15 protein-coding genes and 1 pseudogene are annotated in these 23,142 nt (G+C 72.8%); 10 read left to right on the forward strand and 6 right to left on the reverse strand.

What is annotated here, in order from left to right; translation table 11 throughout:
- Positions 1–41 precede the first annotated feature (41 nt).
- The 4 genes from AC1Z4A_RS07795 (at position 42) to AC1Z4A_RS07810 (ending at position 4,250) form a co-directional block, all read left to right on the forward strand.
- A complete protein-coding gene (locus AC1Z4A_RS07795) occupies positions 42–614 on the forward strand; it encodes a winged helix-turn-helix domain-containing protein (protein ID WP_483677119.1) in 573 nt (190 codons plus the stop codon).
- 70 nt (positions 615–684) lie between these two features.
- Positions 685–1,335 (forward strand): rhomboid-like protein, encoded by a 651-nt coding sequence (locus AC1Z4A_RS07800; RefSeq protein ID WP_483677120.1) that lies wholly within the window; start codon positions 685–687, stop codon positions 1,333–1,335.
- Positions 1,336–1,402: 67 nt separating this feature from the next.
- Positions 1,403–2,215, forward strand: a complete 813-nt coding sequence (locus AC1Z4A_RS07805; protein ID WP_483677121.1) for a tyrosine-protein phosphatase — start codon at positions 1,403–1,405, stop codon at positions 2,213–2,215.
- Positions 2,216–2,309: 94 nt separating this feature from the next.
- On the forward strand, positions 2,310–4,250 hold the full coding sequence (locus AC1Z4A_RS07810; protein ID WP_483677122.1) for a hypothetical protein: 1,941 nt from the start codon (positions 2,310–2,312) through the stop codon (positions 4,248–4,250).
- A 239-nt stretch (positions 4,251–4,489) separates the two neighbouring features.
- Here the strand turns inward: AC1Z4A_RS07810 and pulA are convergent.
- A pseudogene (gene pulA / locus AC1Z4A_RS07815) lies at positions 4,490–7,066 on the reverse strand (pullulanase-type alpha-1,6-glucosidase); the annotation flags it as partial.
- Between the two features lie 107 nt (positions 7,067–7,173).
- Positions 7,174–8,583: an alpha-amylase gene (locus AC1Z4A_RS07820; protein WP_483677123.1), complete on the reverse strand. Its 1,410-nt coding sequence runs from the start codon at positions 8,581–8,583 to the stop codon at positions 7,174–7,176.
- Between the two features lie 314 nt (positions 8,584–8,897).
- On the opposite strand from AC1Z4A_RS07820, the gene AC1Z4A_RS07825 reads away from it, so the two are divergent.
- The 6 genes from AC1Z4A_RS07825 to AC1Z4A_RS07850 all read left to right on the forward strand — a co-directional run bounded on the left by AC1Z4A_RS07825 (position 8,898) and on the right by AC1Z4A_RS07850 (position 15,798).
- Positions 8,898–10,199, forward strand: coding sequence for an extracellular solute-binding protein (locus tag AC1Z4A_RS07825; protein WP_483677124.1), 1,302 nt, complete (start codon positions 8,898–8,900; stop codon positions 10,197–10,199).
- 6 nt (positions 10,200–10,205) lie between these two features.
- Positions 10,206–11,150: a carbohydrate ABC transporter permease gene (locus AC1Z4A_RS07830; RefSeq protein WP_483677125.1), complete on the forward strand. Its 945-nt coding sequence runs from the start codon at positions 10,206–10,208 to the stop codon at positions 11,148–11,150.
- Positions 11,147–12,040, forward strand: a complete 894-nt coding sequence (locus AC1Z4A_RS07835) for a sugar ABC transporter permease (RefSeq protein ID WP_483677126.1) — start codon at positions 11,147–11,149, stop codon at positions 12,038–12,040. Before AC1Z4A_RS07830 ends, AC1Z4A_RS07835 begins: the two co-directional genes overlap by 4 nt.
- Before the next feature lie 111 nt (positions 12,041–12,151).
- Positions 12,152–13,786, forward strand: coding sequence for a glycoside hydrolase family 13 protein (locus AC1Z4A_RS07840; RefSeq protein WP_483677127.1), 1,635 nt, complete (start codon positions 12,152–12,154; stop codon positions 13,784–13,786).
- Between the two features lie 25 nt (positions 13,787–13,811).
- The gene (locus AC1Z4A_RS07845) at positions 13,812–14,888 is read left to right on the forward strand and encodes a LacI family DNA-binding transcriptional regulator (RefSeq protein WP_483677128.1); all 1,077 of its coding nucleotides are present in this window, start codon (positions 13,812–13,814) and stop codon (positions 14,886–14,888) included.
- A 55-nt stretch (positions 14,889–14,943) separates the two neighbouring features.
- Positions 14,944–15,798, forward strand: coding sequence for a phosphatase PAP2 family protein (locus AC1Z4A_RS07850; protein ID WP_483677129.1), 855 nt, complete (start codon positions 14,944–14,946; stop codon positions 15,796–15,798).
- Positions 15,799–15,862: 64 nt separating this feature from the next.
- Here AC1Z4A_RS07850 and AC1Z4A_RS07855 read toward each other — a convergent pair whose 3' ends face one another.
- The 4 genes from AC1Z4A_RS07855 to gadC all read right to left on the reverse strand — a co-directional run bounded on the left by AC1Z4A_RS07855 (position 15,863) and on the right by gadC (position 22,995).
- Complete coding sequence (locus AC1Z4A_RS07855) at positions 15,863–18,961, reverse strand: bifunctional [glutamine synthetase] adenylyltransferase/[glutamine synthetase]-adenylyl-L-tyrosine phosphorylase (RefSeq protein ID WP_483677130.1); 3,099 nt, start codon at positions 18,959–18,961, stop codon at positions 15,863–15,865.
- Positions 18,962–19,054: 93 nt separating this feature from the next.
- A complete protein-coding gene (gene glnA, locus AC1Z4A_RS07860) occupies positions 19,055–20,416 on the reverse strand; it encodes a type I glutamate--ammonia ligase (protein WP_483677131.1) in 1,362 nt (453 codons plus the stop codon).
- A 182-nt stretch (positions 20,417–20,598) separates the two neighbouring features.
- A complete protein-coding gene (locus tag AC1Z4A_RS07865) occupies positions 20,599–21,471 on the reverse strand; it encodes an alpha/beta fold hydrolase (protein WP_483677132.1) in 873 nt (290 codons plus the stop codon).
- A 45-nt stretch (positions 21,472–21,516) separates the two neighbouring features.
- Positions 21,517–22,995, reverse strand: a complete 1,479-nt coding sequence (gene gadC, locus AC1Z4A_RS07870; RefSeq protein WP_483677133.1) for a glutamate/gamma-aminobutyrate antiporter GadC — start codon at positions 22,993–22,995, stop codon at positions 21,517–21,519.
- Positions 22,996–23,142: the final 147 nt, after the last annotated feature.

Here is a 23,142-nt window from a genome sequence, read left to right on the forward strand (position 1 = left end):
GTCCTTTCTCGACGGCCTCTCGCGCGAAAGAGCTGAGCCCCATGACGAACGTCCGCACCCTCGCCGCGGCCCCCGCCGCCTCCACCGCTCCCGCCCTCCCGGCCGCCGGCGGCCACCTCGCCCACCGCCACCGGCTGCGCGCCGTGGCCCCGGACGAGGTGCCGCCGGTCGCCGAGCTGCTGCACCCGCGGGCCACCTGGCTGCCGGCCCCGCAGCACGCGCTGCCCACCCTGCCCGGCCAGCCGCCCATGATCGGCTATCTGGTGCTCGTGCCGGCCGAGCAGGCGCCGCCCGGGGCCGCCGGGGCGGTCACCGAGGGGGACGAGCTGGTGCGCATCGACCCGGAGGAGCGCACCGCCCACGTGGCGGGCCGCCGCCTGGACCTCACCTACCTCGAGTTCGAGCTGCTGGCCCACCTGGTGGCCAACCCCCACCGGGTGCACACCCGCGACCAGCTGGTGAACACCGTATGGGGCTACGGCCACGTGGGCGACGGCCGCACCGTCGACGTCCACGTCGCCCGGCTCCGCCGCAAGATGGGCGCCGAGCACCGCTCGTCGATCGTCACTGTCCGCCGCGTCGGCTACAAGTACGCGCCCCCGACCGGCCATTGACCGCCGGAGCGGGTAACCAACCGAAGGACCGGGGCTGACAGACCGGCGGCCGGCGTCCGATCATTGCCGAATGGCCATAGCCCTCACCGCCCGTCACCTGCAACTCCCGGCCCTCCCCCAACTCCCCCGTCTCGCCCCGCTGTACGTCGGGGGTGTGCAGCTCGGCGCCTGCGCCATGCGCCGGCTGCTCACGCCCGCCGCGCGCGAGCGGGTGCTGCGCCGCTGCTCGACCAACGTCGACAACCTCCGCGCCGGCCGCTGGCACACCCTGGCCGACAGCGCCCTGGTGGTCGGGAGCCCGCTGGAACTGCCCTACGCGCTGCTGCTCCTGGCCGTGCTGGGCTACGCGGAGTACGCGTACGGCGCCTGGTGGGCGGCCGCCGCCTTCGCCTACGGGCACGTGGGCGCCTCGCTCCTGGTGTACGGGGGCCTGCGCGCCGTCCGGGCGGGGGCGGGGACGCGCTCCGCCGTCGACGTGGGCCCCAGCTACGGCCTCAACGCCGTGGCTGGTGCGCTCGCCGCCGTGCTGCCCCGCGGATACATTCGTACGGGCGCCTGCGCTGCGCTGCTCGCGCTGGGTGCGCGCCCCTTCGTGCGCGGGCGCGGCCGCGCGACCTTCACCGACACCGGGCATCTGCTCGCCCTGCTGCTGGGCATGGGAATCGGCCCCGGCCTCGCCTGCCGGAGCCGTCGCGGAGTCGGCTACCGTTCCCCACAATAAAAGGCAGAAAACACGAAAAACCGCTACAGCAGACAAGCCCCATACGGCAGACAGAGGGAGACGGCCCATGCCGCAGCAGTTCGATGCCTCGACGATCACCAATCTCCGCGACCTCGGCGGCATCGCGCTCGTCGGCAACTCCGCCGTCCGCCCGGGCCTGCTGCTGCGCTCCGGCCAGCTGGACCGCCTGGACCCAGCGGTGGACCCGGCCGTGGCCGCCCTCGGCATCCACACGGTCGTCGACCTGCGCACCGAGAAGGAGCGCACCGAGCGGCCCGACCGGCTGCCCGAGGGGGCCCGGATGGTCGTCGCGGACGTCCTCGCAGGCATGTTCGACGGCTCCGGCGGCGCCCCGCTGGGCGGCGAGGCGCCCGCCCGCCTGGAGGACGTCCTGGGCAGCCCGGCCGCGGCCGAGGAGCACCTGGGCGGCGGCAAGGCGGAGAAGCTGATGTGCGACACCTACCGCGGCTTCGTGGCCTCCGAGTCCGCCTGCCGGGCCTACGGCCTGCTGCTGTCCACGCTGGCCGAGCCGGACTGCGGTCCGGTGCTCTTCCACTGCACGGCGGGCAAGGACCGCACCGGCTGGGCCGCGTCCGTCGTGCTCATGCTGCTCGGCGCGGACGAGGCCGCGGTCGAGCGCGAGTACCTCGACGTCATCCCGGCCGTGCGGGCCGCCTTCGGGCCCGTCATCGACCGCTTCACGCAGGTGGGCGGCGACCCCGACATCGCCGACGCCATCCTGGGCGTGCGCCCGGCCTACCTGGCCGCCGCCCTGGAGACCATGTACGCGGCGTACGGCGACGTGGAGGGGTACGTGCGCGACGGGCTGGGCATCCCCGACGCGGCGGTCGACCGCATCCGCGCCCGCTGCGTGGCCTAGGACGCTCCTGGGGGCGTCCGCCACGGGGGCCGCGCCGGGGGCGTGCGCCCACACGGGTGAAGTGACCATCTCATCATTCACTCGTTCTACGGACGTGGAGCAGCAAGCTACGGCACCGCGGCCCTTCGCCCCGGCCCCCGTCGACGTCGAGCAGGCCGAGGCCGCGCTCATCGAGCACTACCCCCGCCTGGTGCGGCTCGCGTACCTCGTGCTCCCCCCGGCCCTGGGCCGCAACCGGCGGGTCCTCACCGCACACGCCCTCGTCCAGCGCGCCCTGCCGCGCAACCGCTCCGGCAGCCCGGAGCCGGCCGTGCCGCTGCCGCGCGGCGGCGACTCCTCGCCCGGCGACCCGGGCTACGCCTACGTGCGGCAGCGGGTGCTGCGGGCGGCGCTGGACGCCGGGCGCCCGCGCGGCCGGTGGGGGCTGCCCCGCCCGGGGCAGCTGCCCCCGCTGCTGCCGCAGGTGTGGGGGCTGCGGCTGTTCCCCCGCGCCGGGGGCGCCGACGAACTGGCCCTGGACCAGGCGCTCGCCACGCTCTCCGGGCCCGCCCGGGCCGCGTACGTGCTGCACGCCCTGGAGCTGCCGGGCGACCACGCCGTGCGGCAGCTGCTGTCCGCCGCCGGGGTTGCCGACCCCGCGGCGGCCCTGGCCGAGGCCGACCTGGTGCGCGTGCCGGCGGGCAGCCGGGACGCCTCGCTGCTGGAGTCCGTGGAGTTCGACCCCTGCTCCCTCCAGGCCCGGCCCACCGACCTGATGCGCCGCCGCCAGCACACCCGGGCCGTGCTCGCGGCGCTCGCGGCCGTCGTCGTGTGCGGCACGCTCCTGGCCTTGCCGGGCGACGGCTGGGGCCCGGACGGCCCCGCGGCACCGCCGTACGCCCAGAACCCCGCGGCCCAGCAGGCCCTGGACCCCGCCCGGCTCACCCGGGCCGGCGCCACCGCCTGGAAGCAGGCCGACCGCCCCGGCTTCGCCTCCTGGCCCGCGCGGGGCAACCGCACCGACGACCGGGCGCTGCTGCGCCGCGCCCTCGCGGTCTGGGCCCGGCCCGGGCACGCCGTCCAGGTCACGGCGACCCCCGGCACCCCCACCGGTCCCGCTGCCGGGCCGCCGCAGCTGCTGTACGCGGGCGAGGTCGACGCGGCGGCGGTCGTCCTCCTCCACGACGGCCTGCGCATCGTGCGCTACGCCGAGGCCAGGAACGGCGGCAACGGTTCCGCGGCGCTGGACTTCGCCCGCGTGGACGCGGCCGACGCCGCCACCGCCACCGCGCTCGTACTCGGCCGCAGCGATGGCAACGTCCGCTATCTGACCGCCCCTTGGCTCACGAGCGCCGGGGTGCGCGACCTCCTCGACCCCTCCGGCTCCGTGCTGCCGCTGCGCCGGGACGCGGACGGGGTGACCGACCCCGTGGCCAGCCCGGCCACCACGGACGACTGCCGCAGCTGGAACGCGCTCCAGCTCGGCACCCACCTGGTCACCGACCTGGCCGAGCTGGTCCCCGCCCGGCTCACCTCCGGTGCCCCCACCGCCCCGCACGACGTGAACAGCCCCGCCGACCGGGCCGACTGGGCCCACACCGCCTGCCACCTGGCGACCGTGCGGGGCCAGGGCGTGCGCTCGGTCAACTCCTGGCAGTTCGCCACGCAGCCGCTGCCCGGGGGTGCGGGCAGCGCGCTGTGGTCCTGCACCCGGGCGGAGACGTGGCGGGGCGCGGGCAGCCGGGTGCTCGGCCAGTTCCAGCCGCCCGGTGCCCGGGCGGGCGCCCCGGCCACGGTCGTGGCGCGCGCCGAGGACTCCCCCTTCTGCGGTCCCCGCGAGCCGCACGTCCTGACGGGCGTGCTGTGGAAGTCCCAGGGCGGCACGTGGTACGCGCTGGCTGTGGCCGGGGGCGAGGACGTGGCCTCGGTGACGGCGGGGGGCGGGGTGCGGGGGAGTGCGGCGGGGGCGATGCTTGTGGTGCCGACGCGGCAGGGGGTGGATGTAGATTTGGCGGCGCGGCTGCGGGATGGGGGGACGTTGGAGCAGCTGGGGTGAGGGTTTTTCCTTCCCCACCCCGCCCCTTCCCGCTGTATCGATTTGCGGCTCCGCCGCGTGGGGGGCTCCGCCCCAGACCCCATGACAGCGCTTCGCGCTGTGTCCTCAAACGCCGGACGGGCTGGAAATCCAGCCCGTCTGGGGGCACCTCCCAGCGGTAGCTGGGGGAGTTTGAGGACCGGGGGTCCGGGGGCTGGGGGCTTGCCCCCAGTTTCGGGAAGGGGCGGGATCGGGGGAAGTCACCCCTTTCGGAACACCGCCACCGTCCGACCCGGCACCCGGAACGTCCCCGTTCCCGCCTCGTACGACGCCGACTTCACCGTCGCGTCCGCCCCGCGGGCCTGCACCGGGTGCAGGGCGTACGGCGTGCCCGCCGAGTCGGCGATCCGCTGGCCCTGCTCGCGCGGCGTCGCGTTGAAGACGACCACCAGGTCACCGAGCCGCATCGTCACGACCCCCGGCGTCTCGTCCCTCCCGGACAGCGGGAACGACAGCGCCGACTGCACACCCTCCGCCGTGGCCTGGCTGAACGCCTTCTCCGTCGTGCGGATCCGCAGCAGATCCCGGTACGCCGCCGACGCCGAGGTGATCGGCCCGCACCCGGGCCGCAGCGCGGGGTCGGCCAGCAGCGGCCTGGCGTAGGGCCACTTGGCCGCGTTGTCGGCGGCCCGCGGCAGCCCGCGGCCGAAGCCGTTGCCCTGGGTGCAGTCCCAGTGGATGACGTTGAACCAGTCGCCGCTGTCGTAGGAGTTGCGGTCCAGCGACTTCGAGCGCAGCAGGTCCGTGCCCGCCTGGGAGAGGGCCGGGCCCTGGGAGAGGGCGGCGGTGGCCATGGCGACGACCTGGGCCCTGGCCCGCTCGGCGGGCGGAGTGGCGGGCGGGAGCTTGTAGGCGAGGGCGTCGTAGAGCGTCTCGTTGTCGTGGGCGTCGGCGTAGGACAGCGCGTCGCCCGGCGCGGCGGCGTAACCGGCGGGCGAGCCGTTGTAGTCGACGTCGGCGCCGCGGACCGTACGGCCGGTCGAGTCGGTGAACCGGTAGCCGGCGAGGTTGCCGCTCAGCCCGACCTTGATGAGGTCCTGGGCATGCAGCAGCCGCGCCCGCTGCTCCTCGGAGGAGCCGTTGGCGGGCGCGCCGTTGGGGTCGGTGAACAGCCCCGAGGCGAAGCCCTGGATCCGGGGGTCGGCGTCGAACGGGCCGCCGCCGCGGATCGCGTCGCGCGAGCGGTCGGAGAAGGTGGCGATGCCGGTCCCGGCCATGTTGCGCTGGGTGGCCTGCACGAAGCGGGCGTCGTCGGCGACCTCGCCGAAGTTCCAGCCCTCGCCGTAGAGGACGATCGAGCGGCCGTCGACGCCGTCCTTGGCGGGCGTCAGCGCGTCGAGGGCCTTGCGCACGGCCAGGATGTTGGCCTTGGGGTGGTGGCCCATGAGGTCGAAGCGGAAGCCGTCGACCTTGTACTCCTTCGCCCAGGTGACGACCGAGTCGACGACGAGCTTGCCCATCATGGCGTGCTCGGGCGCGGTGTTGGAGCAGCAGGTGGAGGTGGCGACGGTGCCGTCGGCCAGGAGACGGTGGTAGTAGCCCGGGACGATCCGGTCGAGTACGGATCTGTCGTCCTGGCCGGAGGCGGCGGTGTGGTTGTAGACGACGTCCATCACGGTCCGCAGCCCGGACCCGGCCAGCCCCTGCACCATGCGCCGGAACTCCAGGGTCCGGCGCGGCCCGTCCGGGTCGGAGGCGTACGAGCCCTCGGGCACGGTGTAGTGCAGCGGGTCGTAGCCCCAGTTGTACGCGTCGCGGGCGGCGGTGCGGGAGACGCACTCCTGCTGCCGGTCGGAGTCGGCCGGGAAGGCGGCGAGGTCGCAGTCGGGGCCGGGCCCGCTCTGGTCGGCGCGCCGCTCGGGGACGGTGGCGAAGTCGAAGACGGGCAGCAGGTGGACGTACGAGGTCCCGGCGTCGGCGAGCTGCTTCAGGTGGCGCATGCCGGCCGAGTCGCGGTCGGTGAAGGCGAGGTAGCCGCCCGGGTGGCGGGAGGTCCGGTCGGCGACGGAGAAGTCGCGGACGTGCAGCTCCTGGATCTGTGCGTCGCGGAAGGGCACGGCCGGGGGCTTGCGCAGCCGCGCCCAGCCCTGCGGGGCGAGGGCGGGGTCGTCGAGGTCGGTGACCAGGCTGTGGGTGGAGTCCGCGGTGAGGGCGGTGGAGTAGGGGTCGGTGACGTGGTTGGTGACGGTCTCCCGGACGGTCGGGGCCCAGACGGTGACGGCGTAGCGGTAGGGCTTGCCGGTCCACTGGCGGGGGCCGGTGACGCTCCAGACGCCGCTCGCGGGGTCGCGGTGCATGGGGACTGTGCTGCCCGCCAGTTCGAGGGCGACGCTTTGGGCCGTCGGGGCCCAGACGGAGAGGGTGGGGCGGCCGTCGTGGTCGAAGACGGGGCCGAGGTGTGCGGTGGCCGCCCGGGCGGCGTAGAGGTCGTCCAGGACGCCGGGGGTCTGGACGCCGGTGGTGACGCCGTCGTCCGTCTCGGCGGTGAGGGGGCCGGTGAGGGCGGTTCTCTCCGCTTCGTCGGTGGCTGCCTCGACGTGGAAGGCGTCGTAGTCGGCGGCTGCCAGGTGGGGGTAACGGGCTCGCTGGCCGGGGGTCAGCCCGCCGGCCTGCCGGGCGAGCGTGAACCGCCCGTTCTGGTGGACGAGGTGGTGGGGGCGAGTGGGATCGCCGAGGCCCTTGGGCCAGGCGACGGTGTCGCGGTCGATCCACTGGACTTGGGCGTCGGCGGGCGGGGTTTGGGTGGTGGCGGTGGCGATGCCGGCCAGTGGTAGCAGGGTTGCCGCTGCGAGGGCGGCGAGGCGTATTCGGGTCAAGGGTGCTCCTTGGGGTGGGAGGGGTTTCTTTCCCCTACCCCGCCCCTTCCCGGCGGGATCGGGGAAAACTAACCGCACGTACGCGCGCCCGCATGCAGCGCCAGGGCCGTGTTCGGCGCAACCGTCGCCGTGAAGCGGCCGTCCGTACCCACCGTCACCTCACGACCGCTCTGCACGTCACAGTACGTACCCCCCGCCAGGCTCGTCTGGAACGTGCGCGTCAGCGCGAAGGCCTCGTGGTTGACGACCACATAGCCCTTGTCGCCGCGCCCGAAGGCGATCGCCTGGTAGCCGTTGTCCCACCAGTCGCCGACCGCCGTGCCGCGCACCGTATTCCGGAAGGCCACCATCGCCTTGATCTCCGGCCACTTGTGCTGGCACTTCCAGCCGTCCTGCCAGCACGCGTTCACCGCGCCGCCGTTCGGCGGCCCCGCGTCCCGGTCGGTGAACTCGTATCCGGAGTGCACGTCGGGCGAGCCGTACGGCCAGGCGAGCATGAAGACGTTCGCCAGGGTGTAGGCGGCGCCGTCCTTGTAGGAGAGCGTGTCGCCACCGCGCTCGGTGTCGTGGTTGTCGACGAAGACGGACGCCCGGTCGCCGGGCATGTAGCCCCAGCCCTCGCCGTAGTTCCGCAGGTACGCCAGGCGCTCGTTCAGGAAGACCCGCCGCAGGTCCCGCGCGTAGCGGAACTCCTGCGCGTCCCCGGTGCCCAGGTACTCCTCCGGCTGCACGGCCTCGCCCGCGCCGTAGATGGTCTCCTGCTTCCAGTAGACGTCCGGCTTGGCCAGTTTGCCCTTGATTGCGGCGAGGTCGGCGGCCGCGATGTGCTTGGCGGCGTCGATGCGGAAGCCGTCGGCGCCCAGGGACAGCAGGTCGTTGAGGTATCCGGCGATTGCGGTGCGGACGTGGTCGCTGCCGGTGTCGAGGTCGGCGAGGCCGACGAGTTCGCAGTTCTGGACGTCCGCGCGGTCGGTGTAGTTGCTGATGGGCTTGCGGCAGGTGTGGAAGTCGGTGTCCCCGTAGAGGCCGGGGTAGGAGTACTTCGTATACGACGTGCCGCCGGTGCCGGTGCCGGGCGCCGCGGCCATGTGGTTGACGACGGCGTCCACGACGACCTTCACGCCCGCCGCATGACAGGCGGTCACCATGTTCGCGAAGGAAGTGCGGTCCCCGAGCCGTCCCGCGATGCGGTAGCCGACGGGCTGGTACGAGGTCCACCACTGCGGGCCCTGGACGTGCTCCTGGGGCGGCGAGACCTGGACGTAGCCGTATCCGGCGGGGCCGAGGGCGTCCTTGCACTCCTTGGCCACGGAGTCGTACTTCCACTCGAAGAGGACTGCGGTGACGTCCTTGTCGCCGGGGGCGGCGGCCCGCGCCTGCGGCGGCTGCGGGGCGCAGACCGTGGCGGCGGCCGCGAGGACGAATGTCGCGGCCAGGCTTCTTCGGGCTTTCACGGGCAACGCGGGCAACGCGGGCATGAGGGGGCTCCCGGAGGTGGGGGAAAGCGGAGCGAATGAGGCAGCGGGGGCCGCGTCCGGCAACGCACCGTGCCCGTAAGGCCGATGAAGGTTCTTGCGCAAGCCGTTCGCAAGCCATTGAGAACTTGCCGCGCACGAGACCGTACGAGCCCCGTCAGCGCCGGTCAACCCCCTGGACACGAGACGGTTACAACCGAGAAATCTCGCCGTTTCGTTCTTGCAAGGTCTTTCGCAAGAGATTTCAGCCTGTTAACTTCCTCCTCAGCTCGGGCCGCCCTGCCCCTCAGGCGGCCTCCCTGAAGAGGAGAGTCCATATGCGAAGAGGCATATCGGCCGCTGCCATCGTCGGCGTGCTGGCCCTGACCGCGACCGCGTGCGGCGGTGACGGCGACAGCAAGAGCGACGGCGCCAAGGCGGCCAGTGACCCGGGCAGCGTAAGCGGCACCATCACCTGGTGGGACACCTCGGACGCGACCAACGAGGCACCGGCCTTCAAGAAGCTGGTCAAGGACTTCGAGGCCAAGTACCCGAAGATCAAGGTCGATTACGTCAACGTGCCCTTCGACCAGGCGCAGCAGAAGTTCAAGACCGCCGCCGCCACCGGCAAGGGCGCCCCCGACGTCCTGCGCTCCGATGTCGGCTGGACCCCGGGCTTCGCCCAGCTCGGCTACCTCAAGGACCTCACCGGCACCCCCGCCCTCGACAAGAGCGACGACTTCCTCGAGGGCCCGCTGAAGAACGCGGCATACCAGGGCAAGACGTACGGCGTCCCCCAGGTCACCGACACCCTCGGGCTCCTCTACAACAAGGAGCTGTTCCAGAAGGCCGGCATCGACAAGGCCCCGGCCAACTGGCAGGAGGTGAAGGACGCGGCCGCCAAGATCAAGGACAAGACGGGCGCCGACGGCATCGGCCTCAGCCCGGACAGCTACTACTCCCTGCCCTTCCTCTACGGCGAGAACAGCGACATGGTCGACGCCGCCAAGAAGAAGATCACCATCTCCTCCCCCGCCTCGCTCAAGGGCATCGAGACCGCCGTCGACCTGGTCAAGTCCGGCGCCGCGCCCAAGCCCGCCGGCACCGACGGCTACAACGCCCTCAAGACGGACTTCAAGAACGGCAAGCTGGCGATGATGATCGACGGTCCCTGGGCGACCAAGGAGATCTTCGGCGGCGACGCCTACAAGTCCCGGGACAACCTGGGCATCGCGCCCATTCCGGCGGGCTCCACCGGCACCGCGGGCGCCCCGGTCGGCGGCCACAACCTCGTCGTCTACGCGGGCTCGAAGAACTTCGATGCCTCCTACCTCTTCACGCAGTTCATGACCGACGCCGCGCAGCAGGAGGGCGTCTCCAACGCCATCGGCGTGCTGCCGACCCGCAAGTCGGCCTACACCCCGACCGTGCTCGCCGACCCGGTCCGCAACGCCTTCCACAGCGCGCTGGACAAGGCCCACCCGCGGCCGCCGATCCCGCAGGGCGGCGACCTGTTCACCGAGTACCTCCAGCACTACACGAAGATCCTGACGCTGAAGGAGGAGCCCAAGGCGGGCCTGGACGCCACGGCCAAGGCCTGGCAGTCCGCGCTCCTCAAGGACTACGGCATCGAGGAGTAGGGCCTCATGGCCACAGTCGTCACCCGGGTCAGGCGTTCCTTCAGCACCCACTGGTACGCGTGGGCGATGGTGCTGCCCGTCGTCATCGTGCTGGCGGTCCTCGTCGGCTATCCGCTGGGGCGGGGCATCTACCTGTCCTTCACCGATGCCAACGAGGCCAACGTCGGCCGCACCATCGGCGTCAACCACATCCCGTCCACCTACCGGTTCGTCGGGCTGGACAACTACTGGAAGGTGCTGTCCGGCCAGGAGGGCCACTTCTACTCGCGGCTCACCTGGACCGTCGTCTGGACCGCGTCCTGCGTGATCCTGCACTACGCGCTGGGACTCGGGCTGGCGCTGCTGCTCAACCGCAAGGTGCGGTTCCGGGCGCTGTACCGGGTGCTGCTGATCCTGCCGTGGGCGGTGCCGGCGTTCGTCGCCACCTTCTCGTGGCGGCTGATGTTCAACGAGAAGTACGGCGTGCTCAACGCCTTCCTGACGAAGCTGGGCATGGACCCGGTCGACTGGCTCGGCGACAGCACGCTGCAGAAGGTGTCGGCAGTGGCGGTCAACGTGTGGCTGGGCGTGCCGTTCATGATGGTGGCCATCCTCGGCGGGCTCCAGTCCATCCCGAGCGAGCTGCACGAGGCCGCCGAGATGGACGGCGCCTCGCCCTGGCAGCGGTTCCGGCACGTGACGCTGCCGGGGCTGCGGTCGGTGAGCGGGACGGTGATCCTGCTGGGCGTCATCTGGACGTTCAACATGTTCCAGGTCATCTACCTGCTGATCGGGCAGGGGGCCAGCTCGGACAGCGAGATCCTGGTGACCTACTCCTACCGGCTCGCCTTCCAGGGCATCCGCGACTACGCGGGCTCGGCGACATACGGGATCCTCATCCTCTCCCTGCTGCTGGTCTTCGCCGTCTTCTACCGCCGGATGCTGACTCGACAGGAGGCCGAGACGCGATGAGCGGCAGCACCACCAAGGCCACCGCCAGGACCACCGCAAAGGCCGCCGGCAAGGCCCCGCGGCTGCGCGGACAGCGTTCGCGCAGCGCGTCGGTCGCCCTGCACACGGCACTGATCCTCGCCTCGGCCGTCTCGCTCTTCCCGGTCCTGTTCATCGTCTTCGTCTCGCTGCGCGGGCGCGACGGCTGGCAGGAGCCCACCCGGTTCGTCGGGTTCGGCTTCTCCAACTACAGCCACATCCTGGGCGAGACCAAGTTCCTGACCTGGTTCGGCAATTCGCTCGTCGTGGCGCTGGGCGCGACCGTGTTCGGCGTGCTGATCGCGGCGACCGCGGGCTACGCGGTGTCCCGGCTGCGCTTCCCCGGCCACCGGCCGCTGATGTGGACCTTCCTCGTCGTGCAGATGTTCCCGATGGCGGTGCTGATCGTGCCGCTCTACAACATCCTCGGGCAGCTGGAGCTGCTGGACTCGTACGCGGGCCTGATCCTCACCTACTGCTCGGTATCGGTGCCGTTCTGCGCCTGGATGCTGAAGGGCTACTTCGACTCGATACCGCCCGAGATCGACGAGGCGGGCCGGGTGGACGGGCTGACGCCGTTCGGCACCTTCTGGCGGCTGATCGTGCCGCTGGCCCGGCCGGGCCTGGCCGTCACCGGCTTCTACTCGTTCATCACCGCCTGGGGCGAAGTCGCCTTCGCCAGCCAGTTCATGAGCAGCGAGGACCACTACACGCTGGCCGTGGGCCTGCAGACCTTCGTGGGCCAGCAGAAGGCCGAGTGGGGGCTGATGACGGCGGCGGCCGTGCTCATCACCGTCCCGGCCGGACTGGTCTTCTTCCTCGCCCAGCGGCACCTGGTCGCCGGGCTGACCGCGGGCGGCACCAAGGGCTGACCTCGGCCCCCGGCCGTCGTTGAGCCGTTGGCAGCCGCCACGCACCACGAGACGCAACCGCGAGACGCAACCTCGCGACGTACCACGAGACTACGAGCCGATAGGAAGTACATGACCCAGGATCTCGCGCCCTCCGTCCGCCCGGCCGCCGGGGACCCCGCCGAGCGTGCGGACGGCTGGTGGCGCAGCGCCGTCATCTACCAGGTGTACGTGCGTTCCTTCGCCGACAGCGACGGCGACGGGATCGGGGATCTGCGCGGCATCCGCGAGCGGCTGCCCCACCTGGCGGGCCTGGGCGTGGACGCGCTGTGGCTGACGCCGTTCTACGCCTCGCCGCAGGCGGACGGCGGCTACGACGTCGCGGACTACCGCGCCGTGGACCCGCTGTTCGGGCAGCTGTCCGACGCGGACGACCTGGTGCGCGAGGCGCACCGGCTGGGCCTGCGGGTGATCGTGGACATCGTGCCCAATCACACCTCGGACCGGCACGCGTGGTTCCAGGACGCGCTCGCGGACCGTGCCGGGGGGCCGGCCCGCGAGCGCTACCACTTCCGCCCCGGCAAGGGCGAGCACGGCGAACTGCCGCCGAACGACTGGGAGTCGGTCTTCGGCGGCCCGGCCTGGACCCGTACGACGGGGCCGGACGGCACGCCGGGCGAGTGGTACCTGCACCTGTTCGCGTCCGAGCAGCCGGACCTCAACTGGGAGCACCCGGAGGTGCGGGCCGAGTTCGCGTCGGTGCTGCGGTTCTGGCTGGACCTGGGCGTGGACGGCTTCCGCATCGACGTGGCGCACGGCATGGTCAAGGCCGCCGGGCTGCCGGACATCGGGCTGAGCGAGCAGGCGAAGCTGATCGGCGCCCAGGTGCTGCCGTTCTTCGACCAGGACGGGGTGCACGAGATCCACCGCGACTGGCGGCGGCTGCTGGACTCCTACCCGGGCGAGCGGATCGGCGTGGCCGAGGCCTGGGCGCCCACGTCCGAGCGGCTGGCGCTGTACGTGCGCCCGGACGAACTGCACCAGGCGTTCAACTTCCAGTTCCTGACCTGCGACTGGGAGGCGGCGGCGATGCGCGAGGTCATCGACGCGTCGCTGGCGGCCACCCAGTCGGTCGGGGCGCCCACGACCTGGGTGCTGTCCAACCACGACGTGGTGCGGCACACCACCCGCTACGGCGGCGGCGAGCAGGGCCTGCGCCGGGCGCGGGCGGCCGCGCTGCTGATGCTGGCGCTGCCCGGGTCGGCCTATGTCTACCAGGGCGAGGAGCTGGGGCTGCCGGAGGTCGTGGACCTGCCGGACGAGGTGCGCCAGGACCCGGCGTTCTTCCGCGGGGACGGCCAGGATGGCCTGCGGGACGGCTGCCGGGTGCCGCTGCCGTGGTCGGGCGACTCGGCCCCGTACGGCTTCGGCCCGGGCGGCAGCTGGCTGCCGCAGCCGGCGGAGTGGGGAGCGCTGTCGGTGGAGGCGCAGTCGGGCGACCCGCGCTCGACGCTGGAGCTGTACCGCTCGGGGCTGGCGCTGCGCCGGGAGCTGCCCGGGCTCGGGGACGGGGAGATGACGTGGCTGGAGGCGCCGGAGGGCGTACTGGCCTTCTCCCGGCCGGGGTTCGTGTGCACGCTGAACACGCTCGGTGGCGAGGTGGCACTGCCGGTGCCGGGACGGCCGGTGCTCTCGTCCGCCGCCCTGGAATTCGGTGGCGGAACGGTGCGTATTCCTGCCGATTCATGCGTGTGGTGGGCAGTCTGACATGCGACCGGTACAGTCACCTCCTGTGACCGCCCGGCTCTCCGACATCGCAGCCCAGGCGGGTGTCAGCGAAGCGACCGTCAGCCGTGTCCTCAACGGGAAGCCGGGGGTAGCCGCCTCCACCCGCCAGTCCGTGCTGGCCGCGCTCGACGTGCTGGGCTACGAGCGGCCGGTGCGGCTGCGGCAGCGCAGCGCGGGGCTGGTCGGGCTGATCACCCCCGAGCTGGAGAACCCCATATTCCCGGCCTTCGCCCAGGTGATAGGGCAGGCCCTGACCCGCCAGGGGTACACCCCGGTGCTGGCCACCCAGACGCCGGGCGGCTCCACGGAGGACGAGCTGACGGAGATGCTGGTCGACCGCGGGGTCGCCGGGATCATCTTCGTCTCGGGGCTGCACGCGGACACCTCGGCGGACATGCAGCGCTACGAGCGGCTGCGCGCCCAGGGCGTGCCGTTCGTGCTGATCAACGGCTTCTCGTCGAAGGTGCGGGCGCCGTTCGTCTCGCCGGACGACCGGGCGGCCATGCGGCTCGCCATCACCCATTTGGCCGCATTGGGGCACCGCAGGATCGGGCTGGCCCTGGGGCCCGAGCGGTATGTGCCGGTGCAGCGGAAGATCGAGGGCTTCCTGACGAGCATGCGGGAGCAGCTGGGGGTGGCCGGTCCGGAGGCGGAGGGTCTGGTCCGGCATTCGCTGTTCACTCTTGAGGGTGGTCAGGCCGCGGCCTCGGCACTCATCGACCGGGGGTGCACGGCGGTGGTGTGCGCGAGCGACATGATGGCGCTGGGGGCGGTGCGGGCGGTGCGGCAGCACGGGCTCGAAGTGCCGCGCGACGTCTCGGTGGTGGGGTTCGACGACTCCCCGCTCATCGCGTTCACCGACCCGCCGCTGACCACGATCCGGCAGCCCGTGCAGGCGATGGGGCAGGCCGCGGTGCGTGCACTGCTGGAGGAGGTGGGCGGCACCCCGGCTCCGCACAGCGAGTTCGTCTTCCTTCCCGAACTCGTCGTCCGGGGGTCGACGGCGTCGGCTCCGGGGGTGCGCACGGACGCTCGTACAAGCCCCCGCGAGGCGGCGGCGAAAGTGGCCGAAAACGGGTGAAGAGCTGACCTTGCGATGATCTGCCGCCAGGGGCTTTCTGGCAGACTCGTGTCTTATGGGTGAAGCGACAGCAAGGACCCTGGAAGGCAGGACGGCCGTCCCGCCACCCACCGACGAACGCGGGGAGCGGGCTCCGGCGGACCGTACCGTCCAGGGTTTCGTACGCAAACTGCGCTCACCGCGGCACCCACGCCTGTGGTTCGAGGTGCTGCTGATCGCGGTGAGTTACTGGCTGTACTCCCTCGTCCGCAACGCCGTGCCCGAGCAGAGAACGGCGGCGATGCGCAACGCCGACTGGATCTGGCAGGCGGAGCAATCGCTGCACATCGCCGTCGAGCACACCGTCAACCGGGCGGTGAACTCGGTGACGTGGCTGATCGTGGGCATGAACTACTACTACGCCACCTTGCACTTCGTGCTGACCGTCGGTGTGCTGGTCTGGCTCTACCGCTGGCATCCGGGGCGGTACGCGGCCGCGCGGCTGGTCCTCTTCGCCACCACTGCCGTGGCCCTGCTCGGCTACTACCTGTATCCGCTGGCCCCGCCGCGGCTGATGGACGGCACCGGCTTCGTCGACACGGTGGTGGTGCACCACACCTGGGGCTCGATGGCCTCGGGCAACCTGGCGGACATGTCCAACCAGTACGCGGCGATGCCGTCGATGCACATCGGCTGGTCGACCTGGTGCGGGATCACCATCGCGACGCTGGCGCGGCGCACCTGGGCCAAGGTGCTGGGCGCGCTGTACCCGGTGGCGACGCTGATGGTGATCGTGTCGACCGCCAACCACTTCTGGCTGGACGCCGTGGGCGGCCTGCTGTGCCTGGGCTTCGGCTTCGGGCTCTCCCGCGCCTGGTACGGGGCGTTCCCGCTGCGGCTGGCCCGCCATGTGGCGGTCAAGGGCGCCTAGCGCGATCCTGGGGAGAAGCGGGACCCGCCGATCCGGGCCCCGCGCAACTCAAACCCCGTACATCTCAAGCCCCGTAGAACAGCTCCTCGACCACGGCCCTGGCCCGCCGCGTGGTGCGGCGGTAGTCGTCCAGCATGTCGCCGACGTGGCCCGGCCCGTAGCCGAGGCAGCGGGCGACGGCGGCCAGCTCCCGGGCGTCGCCGGGGAAGGTGTCCCCGGGCCGGCCGCGGACCAGCATCACGGCGTTGCGCACGCTGGTCGCCAGGATCCACGCCTCGTCCAGCGTCCGGGCCTCCTCGGTGCCGATCAGGCCCGCCGCGCAGGCCGCGGCGAGCGCCTCGCGGGTGCGGGTGGTGCGCAGCCCCGGCTCGGCCCAGCCGTGCCGCAGCTGGAGCAGCTGGACGGTCCACTCCACGTCCGAGAGCCCGCCCCGGCCCAGCTTGGTGTGGGTGGTGGGGTCGGCGCCGCGCGGCAGCCGCTCGCTCTCCATACGGGCCTTGAGCCTGCGGATCTCGCGCACCGCGTCCTCGCCGAGGCCCTCGGCGGGATAGCGCAGCGGGTCGACCAGCTCGATGAACCGCCGCCCCAGCTCCGCATCCCCGGCGACCGGCTCGGCGCGCAGCAGGGCCTGGCTCTCCCACACCAGCGACCAGCGCCGGTAGTAGGCGGCGTAGGAGGCGAGGCTGCGGACAATCGGCCCGGACTTGCCCTCGGGCCGCAGGTCGGCGTCGACGAGCAGCGGCGGGTCGGTGGTGGGCAGTTGCAGCAGCCGGCGCATCTCCCCGGCGACGGCGAAGGCCGCCTTGGCCGCCTCCTCGTCGCCGACGCCCTCGCGCGGCTCGTGGACGAACAGCACGTCCGCGTCGGAGCCGTAGCCCTGCTCGCGGCCGCCGAAGCGGCCCATGCCGATGACGGCGAAGCGGGTGGGCAGGGTGTCGCCCCACTCGGCCCGCACGGCCGCGCGCAGGGCGCCCGCGACGGTGGCGGCGTTGATGTCCGAGACGGCCGCCCCGACGATGTCGGCCCGCGCCGCGTGGTCGGGGCCCGCCGTCTCGGCCACGCCGCGCGAGCCGGTGCCCCGCTCCCCCGAGGCGTGGGTGCGGGCGTATGTGCCGTTGTGCCCGTACGCGCCGATGATGTCGGCGGCCGCGGTGCGGAACAGCTCGCGGCGGCGGACCCCGCGCACGGCGACGATCGCGGCCTCGGCGTCCTCGGCGCGGCCCACGGCGGCCAGCACCTCCTGCTCCAGGGCCTCCCGGCCGCGCGGGTGCAGCCCGCCGGGGTCGCCGAGCAGGGCGACGGCCTCGGGGGCGCGCAGCAGCAGGTCGGGGGCGAGGCGGCCGGCGGACAGCACCCGGGCGAGGTTCTCCGCGGCCGCGCCCTCGTCGCGCAGCAGCCGCAGGTACCAGGGGGTGCGGCCGAGGGCGTCGGAGACCTTGTGGAAGTTGAGCAGCCCGGCGTCCGGGTCGGCGGAGTCGGCGAACCAGCCGAGGAGGACGGGCAGCAGGGTGCGCTGGATGGCGGCCTTGCGGGTGACGCCGGAGGCGAGGGCCTCCAGGTGGCGCAGGGCGGCGGCCGGGTCGGCGTAGCCGAGGGCCTCCAGCCGCTGTCCGGCGGCCTCGGGGCTGAGCCGGGCCTCGGCGGGCTCGAGCTGGGCGACGGCGTCGAGCAGCGGCCGGTAGAAGAGCTTCTCGTGCAGCCGCCGCACCTCGCGGGCGTGCAGCCGCCACTGGCGGTCGAGTTCGGCGACGGGCTCCTTGCCGCCCGGCCACCGGAAGGTGCGGCCCAGGGAGCGGCCGAGGCGGCGCAGGTCGCCCTCGTCCTCGGGGACGAGGTGGGTGCGGCGCAGCCGGTGGAGCTGGATGTGGTGCTCCATGGCGCGCAGGAAGCGGTAGGCGGCGTCGAGGGCCTTGGCGTCGGCGCGGCCCACGTAGCCGCCCGCGGCGAGGGCGGCCAGCGCCTCCAGGGTGTTGCGGGAGCGCAGGCCCGCGTCGCTGCGGCCGTGCACCAACTGCAGGAGCTGGACGGCGAATTCGACGTCGCGCAGCCCGCCGGGGCCCAGCTTCAGCTCGCGCTCGATCTGCCCGGCGGGGATGGAGTCGACGACGCGGCGGCGCATCTGCTGGACGTCGGCGACGAAGTTCTCGCGCTCGGCCGCCTGCCAGACGAGGGGGGACACCGCGTCCACATAGCTCTGCCCGAGGGCGGCGTCGCCCGCCACGGGCCGGGCCTTGAGCAGGGCCTGGAACTCCCAGGTCTTGGCCCAGCGCTGGTAGTAGGCGAGGTGGCTGGAGAGCGTGCGCACCAGGGGGCCGTTGCGGCCCTCGGGGCGGAGGTTGGCGTCGACGGGCCAGATCGTGCCCTCGGGCGTGACGTCGGAGCAGACGCGCATCATGCGGGAGGCCAGCCGGGTGGCGGCCTGGAGCGCGGGCCCCTCGGCCGCGCCGTCGGCGGCCTCGGCCACGAAGACGACGTCCACGTCGGAGACGTAGTTCAGCTCCTGGCCGCCGCACTTGCCCATGCCGATGACGGCCAGCCGGCAGGCGGCGGCGTCCTCCGGCAGCTCCTCGGCGGCGATCGCCAGGGCGGCGCGGAGGGTGGCGGTGGCCAGGTCGGCCAGCTCGGCGGCGGTCCGGGCGAGGTCCGCGGTGCCGCCGACGTCCCGGGCCGCTATGGCCAGCAGGCAGCGGCGGTAGGCGGCGCGCAGCGCGTCGGGGGGCGTGCGTCCGGCGCCGCGCTCGCCGCGCAGCCCCTCGGCCAGGGCCCGTTCGAAGTCGGCCGTCGTGGGGTTGAGGTCGGCCGACTCGAAGCTGTCCAGGGCGTGCCAGTCGGCGGGGTGGCGGGCGAGGTGGTCGCCGAGCGCCTCGGAGGCGCCGAGCACGCCCAGCAGCCGGTCGCGCAGCGGCTTGGCGGTGATCAGGGTGTCCAGCAGCGTCCGCCGCTCGTCCGCCGCCTCCCCGAGGGCGTCCACGAGCCGGGACAGGCCGCGCAGCGCGAGGTCGGGGTCGGCGGTGGCGCCGAAGGCGTCGAGGAGCACCGGGTCGGCGCGCACGGCCGCCAGGCCGGGTTCGTCCAGCAGCCGCTCGGCGGCGGCCGCGTCGGTGAACCCGTATCTCAGCAGCCGGGTGTACGTGCTGCTGCGACGCCCCTCGGGCACGGTCATCGGACTCCCCTCGGTGGACGGACCTCGGTGGACGGACCTGGGTTGGACGGACCCGGGTGGATCGGGCCCCGGCCGCGGGCCGGGGCGGCCGGGTCAGAGCACGGGCAGCATCTTGCGCCGCTCGAACGCGGTCACCTCCGACCTGTACTCCTCCCACTCCTGCTTCTTGTTCCGCAGGAAGAAGTCGAAGACGTGCTCGCCGAGGGTCTCGGCGACCAGTTCGCTGCGCTCCATCAGATCGATGGCCTCGCCCAGGTTCTGCGGCAGCGGCTCGATGCCCATGGCGCGGCGCTCGGCGTCGGACAGCGCCCACACGTCGTCGTCGGCGCCCGCGGGGAGTTCGTACCCCTCCTCGATGCCCTTGAGACCCGCGGCCAGCAGCACCGCGTAGGTCAGGTAGGGGTTGGCGCCGGAGTCGATGGAGCGGACCTCGACCCGGGTGGAGCCGGTCTTGCCGGGCTTGTACATCGGCACGCGGATGAGCGCGGAGCGGTTGTTGTGGCCCCAGCAGATGTACGAGGGGGCCTCGCCGCCGGCGCCGGCGGTGCGCTGGGAGCCGCCCCAGATGCGCTTGTAGGAGTTGACCCACTGGTTGGTGACGGCGGAGATCTCGCCCGCGTGCCGGAGCAGGCCGGCGATGAAGGACTTGCCGACCTTGGACAGCTGGTACTCGGCGCCCGACTCGTGGAAGGCGTTGCGGTCGCCCTCGAAGAGCGAGAGGTGAGTGTGCATGCCGGAGCCGGGGAACTCCGAGAACGGCTTGGGCATGAACGTGGCGTGCACGCCCTGCTCCAGGGCGACCTGCTTCATCACGATCCGGAAGGTCATGATGTTGTCGGCGGTGGAGAGCGCGTCGGCGTAGCGCAGGTCGATCTCCTGCTGGCCGGGGGCGCCCTCGTGGTGGCTGAACTCGACCGAGATGCCCATGGATTCGAGCATGGTGATGGCCTGGCGGCGGAAGTCCATGCCGACGCCGGTCGGGGTGTGGTCGAAGTAGCCGGAGTTGTCGGCGGGCACCGGCCGGGTGCCGTCGACGGGCTTCTCCTTGAGCAGGAAGAACTCGATCTCGGGGTGGGTGTAGAAGGTGAAGCCGAGGTCGGAGGTCTTGGCCAGGATGCGCTTGAGGACGTAGCGCGGGTCGGCGTACGAGGGCGAGCCGTCCGGCATGAGGATGTCGCAGAACATGCGGGCCGTGCCGGGGGCCTCGGCGCGCCAGGGCAGGATCTGGAAGGTGCCCGGGTCCGGCTTGGCGATCATGTCGGACTCGTACACCCGGGCGAAGCCCTCGATCGCGGAGCCGTCGAAGCCGATGCCCTCGTCGAAGGCCTGCTCGAGTTCGGCCGGGGCGACGGCGACGGACTTCAGATAGCCGAGCACGTCGGTGAACCACAGCCGAACGAACCGGATGTCGCGCTCTTCGAGCGTGCGGAGCACGAACTCCTGCTGCTTATCCATAGCTACCTATCCTTGCAGGTCAGACGGCTCGTTTCAGCTCGCGGACGCAGGCTGGGACCCGAGTATCACGTCCCCGGGTTTCCGGGGGGTTTCCGGGCGGCCTCCGCACCGTTCCGCCTCATGGGTGCATCGTACTGATGCCCGTATGCAACGCGTCACCGCACATCGGCGCGGGGCGGTGCTCAGGCCCGTATGTAGGGCGTCGCGAGCACGGCCGCGGCGATGGCCTGCGGCCGGTCGTACATCAGCAGGTGGCCGGCCGGGGCGACGGCCTCGAAGCGGCCGTCGAGCCGCTCGGCGAGCGCGCGCTGGCGCTGGAGCCGGCGGCGCTCCGGCCAGGAGCCGGTGCCCGCGGAGGCGGCGAGGACGGTGACCGGGACGGGCGGCAGTGCGCACCGGTCGCGCAGCTCCTCCAGCTCGGCGGCGACGTCGCGGTAGCGGGCGTTCTCCATGAGGACGGCGCGGGCGACGCGCCCGGTGCCGTAGGTGCGGCGCACCAGCTCGGCGGGGGCCGGGTCGTGCCGGTGGAGGGAGGCGGAGCGGACGGTCAGCCGGCGCAGGGCGGGGCCCAGGGCGCGGGGCAGCCCGGCGGCGGCGAGGGCCGCGCCGTGCGCCCGGGCGGCGGCGGTGCGCAGCCCGCGGGCCGGTACCGGCCGGGCGTCCTCCTCGACGCTGGTGTCGACCAGGACGATCCCGGCGGTGCGCTCGGGGTACAGCCGGGCGAACGCCTCGGCGTGGAACCCGGCCAGGGAGTGCCCCACGACCGTGGCCGGCCCGGTCAGGCCCAGGACGCCGAGGACGCCCGCCAGCCGGGCGGCCTCGGCGGCGGCGGTGGGCGGCTCGACGGCCGGGGCGCTGAACCCCAGGCCGGGGCGGTCGAAGCGGACCACCGTGCGGTACGGGGCGAGCAGCGGCACGACGGGCTCCCAGTCGAACCAGCTCATGCCGAGCCCGGGGCTCAGCACGCACACGGGCCCCGAGCCCTCGCTCAGGACGTGCAGGGCGACCCCGCCGACGCGCAGCATCCGCCCCGGCGGGCGTTCGGTACCGGTCATCGAGTCCCCCTTGGTCCGGCCCTCTCGGCGGAGGGCACGGACAAGCTACTCGACCGCGGCGGGCTCCCGGTCCCCGGCCGCCGCCCAGTGCGGCTTGCGGAAGGCCAGGAAGGCCAGCGGCGCGACGAAGCCGAGCGTCAGCAGCCCGCCGCCGACGATCAGCAGATAGCGCCACAGCGGCTGGCCGCCGAACTGCTCCGGCGGCACGAATCCGATGCACATGGCCGCGACCGACGCCGCGAAGCCGGTCCCGGCCACGAGGTGCAGGGCCGGGACGCGGAAGCCGCGCGGCCGGTCGGGGCGGGTGCGGCGCAGCCGGACGGCGGCGGCGAACATCAGCAGGTAGACGACGAGGTAGATCTGCGTGGTCACGACCGAGAAGATCCAGTACGCGCTGGAGACGTCGGGGAGGAAGGCGTAGAGCAGCGCGATGAGCGTGGTCAGGAAGCCCTGCGCGATCATGATGTTGCGCGGGACGCCGTTCCTGTCGGTCTTCTGGAGGACGGGCGGCAGATAGCCCTCCTGCCGGGAGACCATCAGCAGCCCCTTGGACGGCCCGGCCATCCAGGTGAGCATGCCGCCCAGCGCGGCCGCGACGAGCAGCAGGCCGACGACCTTGGTCAGCCAGCCGACGTGGAAGTGGTCGAAGAAGCCCTGGAACGCCTGCATCACGCCGGCCGTGAGGCTCAGCTTCTCGCCCGGCATCACCCAGCTGATGGCCAGCGCGGGCAGGATGAAGATCAGCAGGACGAGCCCGGTGGCGGTGAACATCGAGCGCGGGTACTCCCGCCCGGGCTCGCGCAGCGCGGAGACGTGCACACCGTTCATCTCCATGCCCGCGTAGGACAGGAAGTTGTTGACGATCAGCACGAGGCTGGCCAGCCCGGTCCACGGCGGCAGGACGTGGCCGGAGTCCATGGGCGCCGCGGACGGATTGCCCTGGCCGAGGAAGACCAGGCCCAGGGCGACCAGGACGACGCCGGGGATCAGGGTGCCGACGACCAGGCCCATGCCGGCGAGCCCGGCCACCGCCTTGGTGCCGCGCGAGGAGACCAGGACGCCCGCCCAGTAGATGACGACGATGACGACGGCGATATAGAGGCCGTTGCTCGCGAGCGAGGGGTCGATGACATACGCGAACGTGCTCGCCACATAGGCCAGCAGGCTCGGGTAGTAGGCGATCGTCATCGCGAACTGGCACCAGACGGCGAGGAAGCCCAGCCGCTTGGAGAGCCCCTCGCTCACCCACCGGTGGATGCCGCCGGGCCAGCCGGAGGCCAGCTCGGCGGAGACGAGTGCGGTCGGCAGGAGGAAGACGACGGCGGGGACGAGGTACAGGAAGACGGCGGCCAGCCCGTAGAGGGCCATGGAGGGGGCGGGCCGCAGGTTCGCCACCGAGGCGGTGGTCATCATCGCGAGGGTGACCCAGGAGATGAACTGGGTCTGCGGGGCACCCGGGGCGGGGAGGGGGGCGGCGGCAGCGGCGGGGGGACGTTCGTCCCGGACCTGTTGCGTGGTGGTCATGGTGGGGGAAGAGCGTCCTTCGGCCTTGCGTAGTGCGGTCGTGCGGTCGTGCGGTGGTGCGGTCGGGCATTCGCGCCGAATGCCCCGGCCAATGATCGGGCCTCGGCGGCGCCGCGCGCACATCGGCGCCGGGCATCGTGACCATGC

The sequence above is a fragment of the Streptomyces sp. 17_S59 genome, from assembly GCF_056930295.1.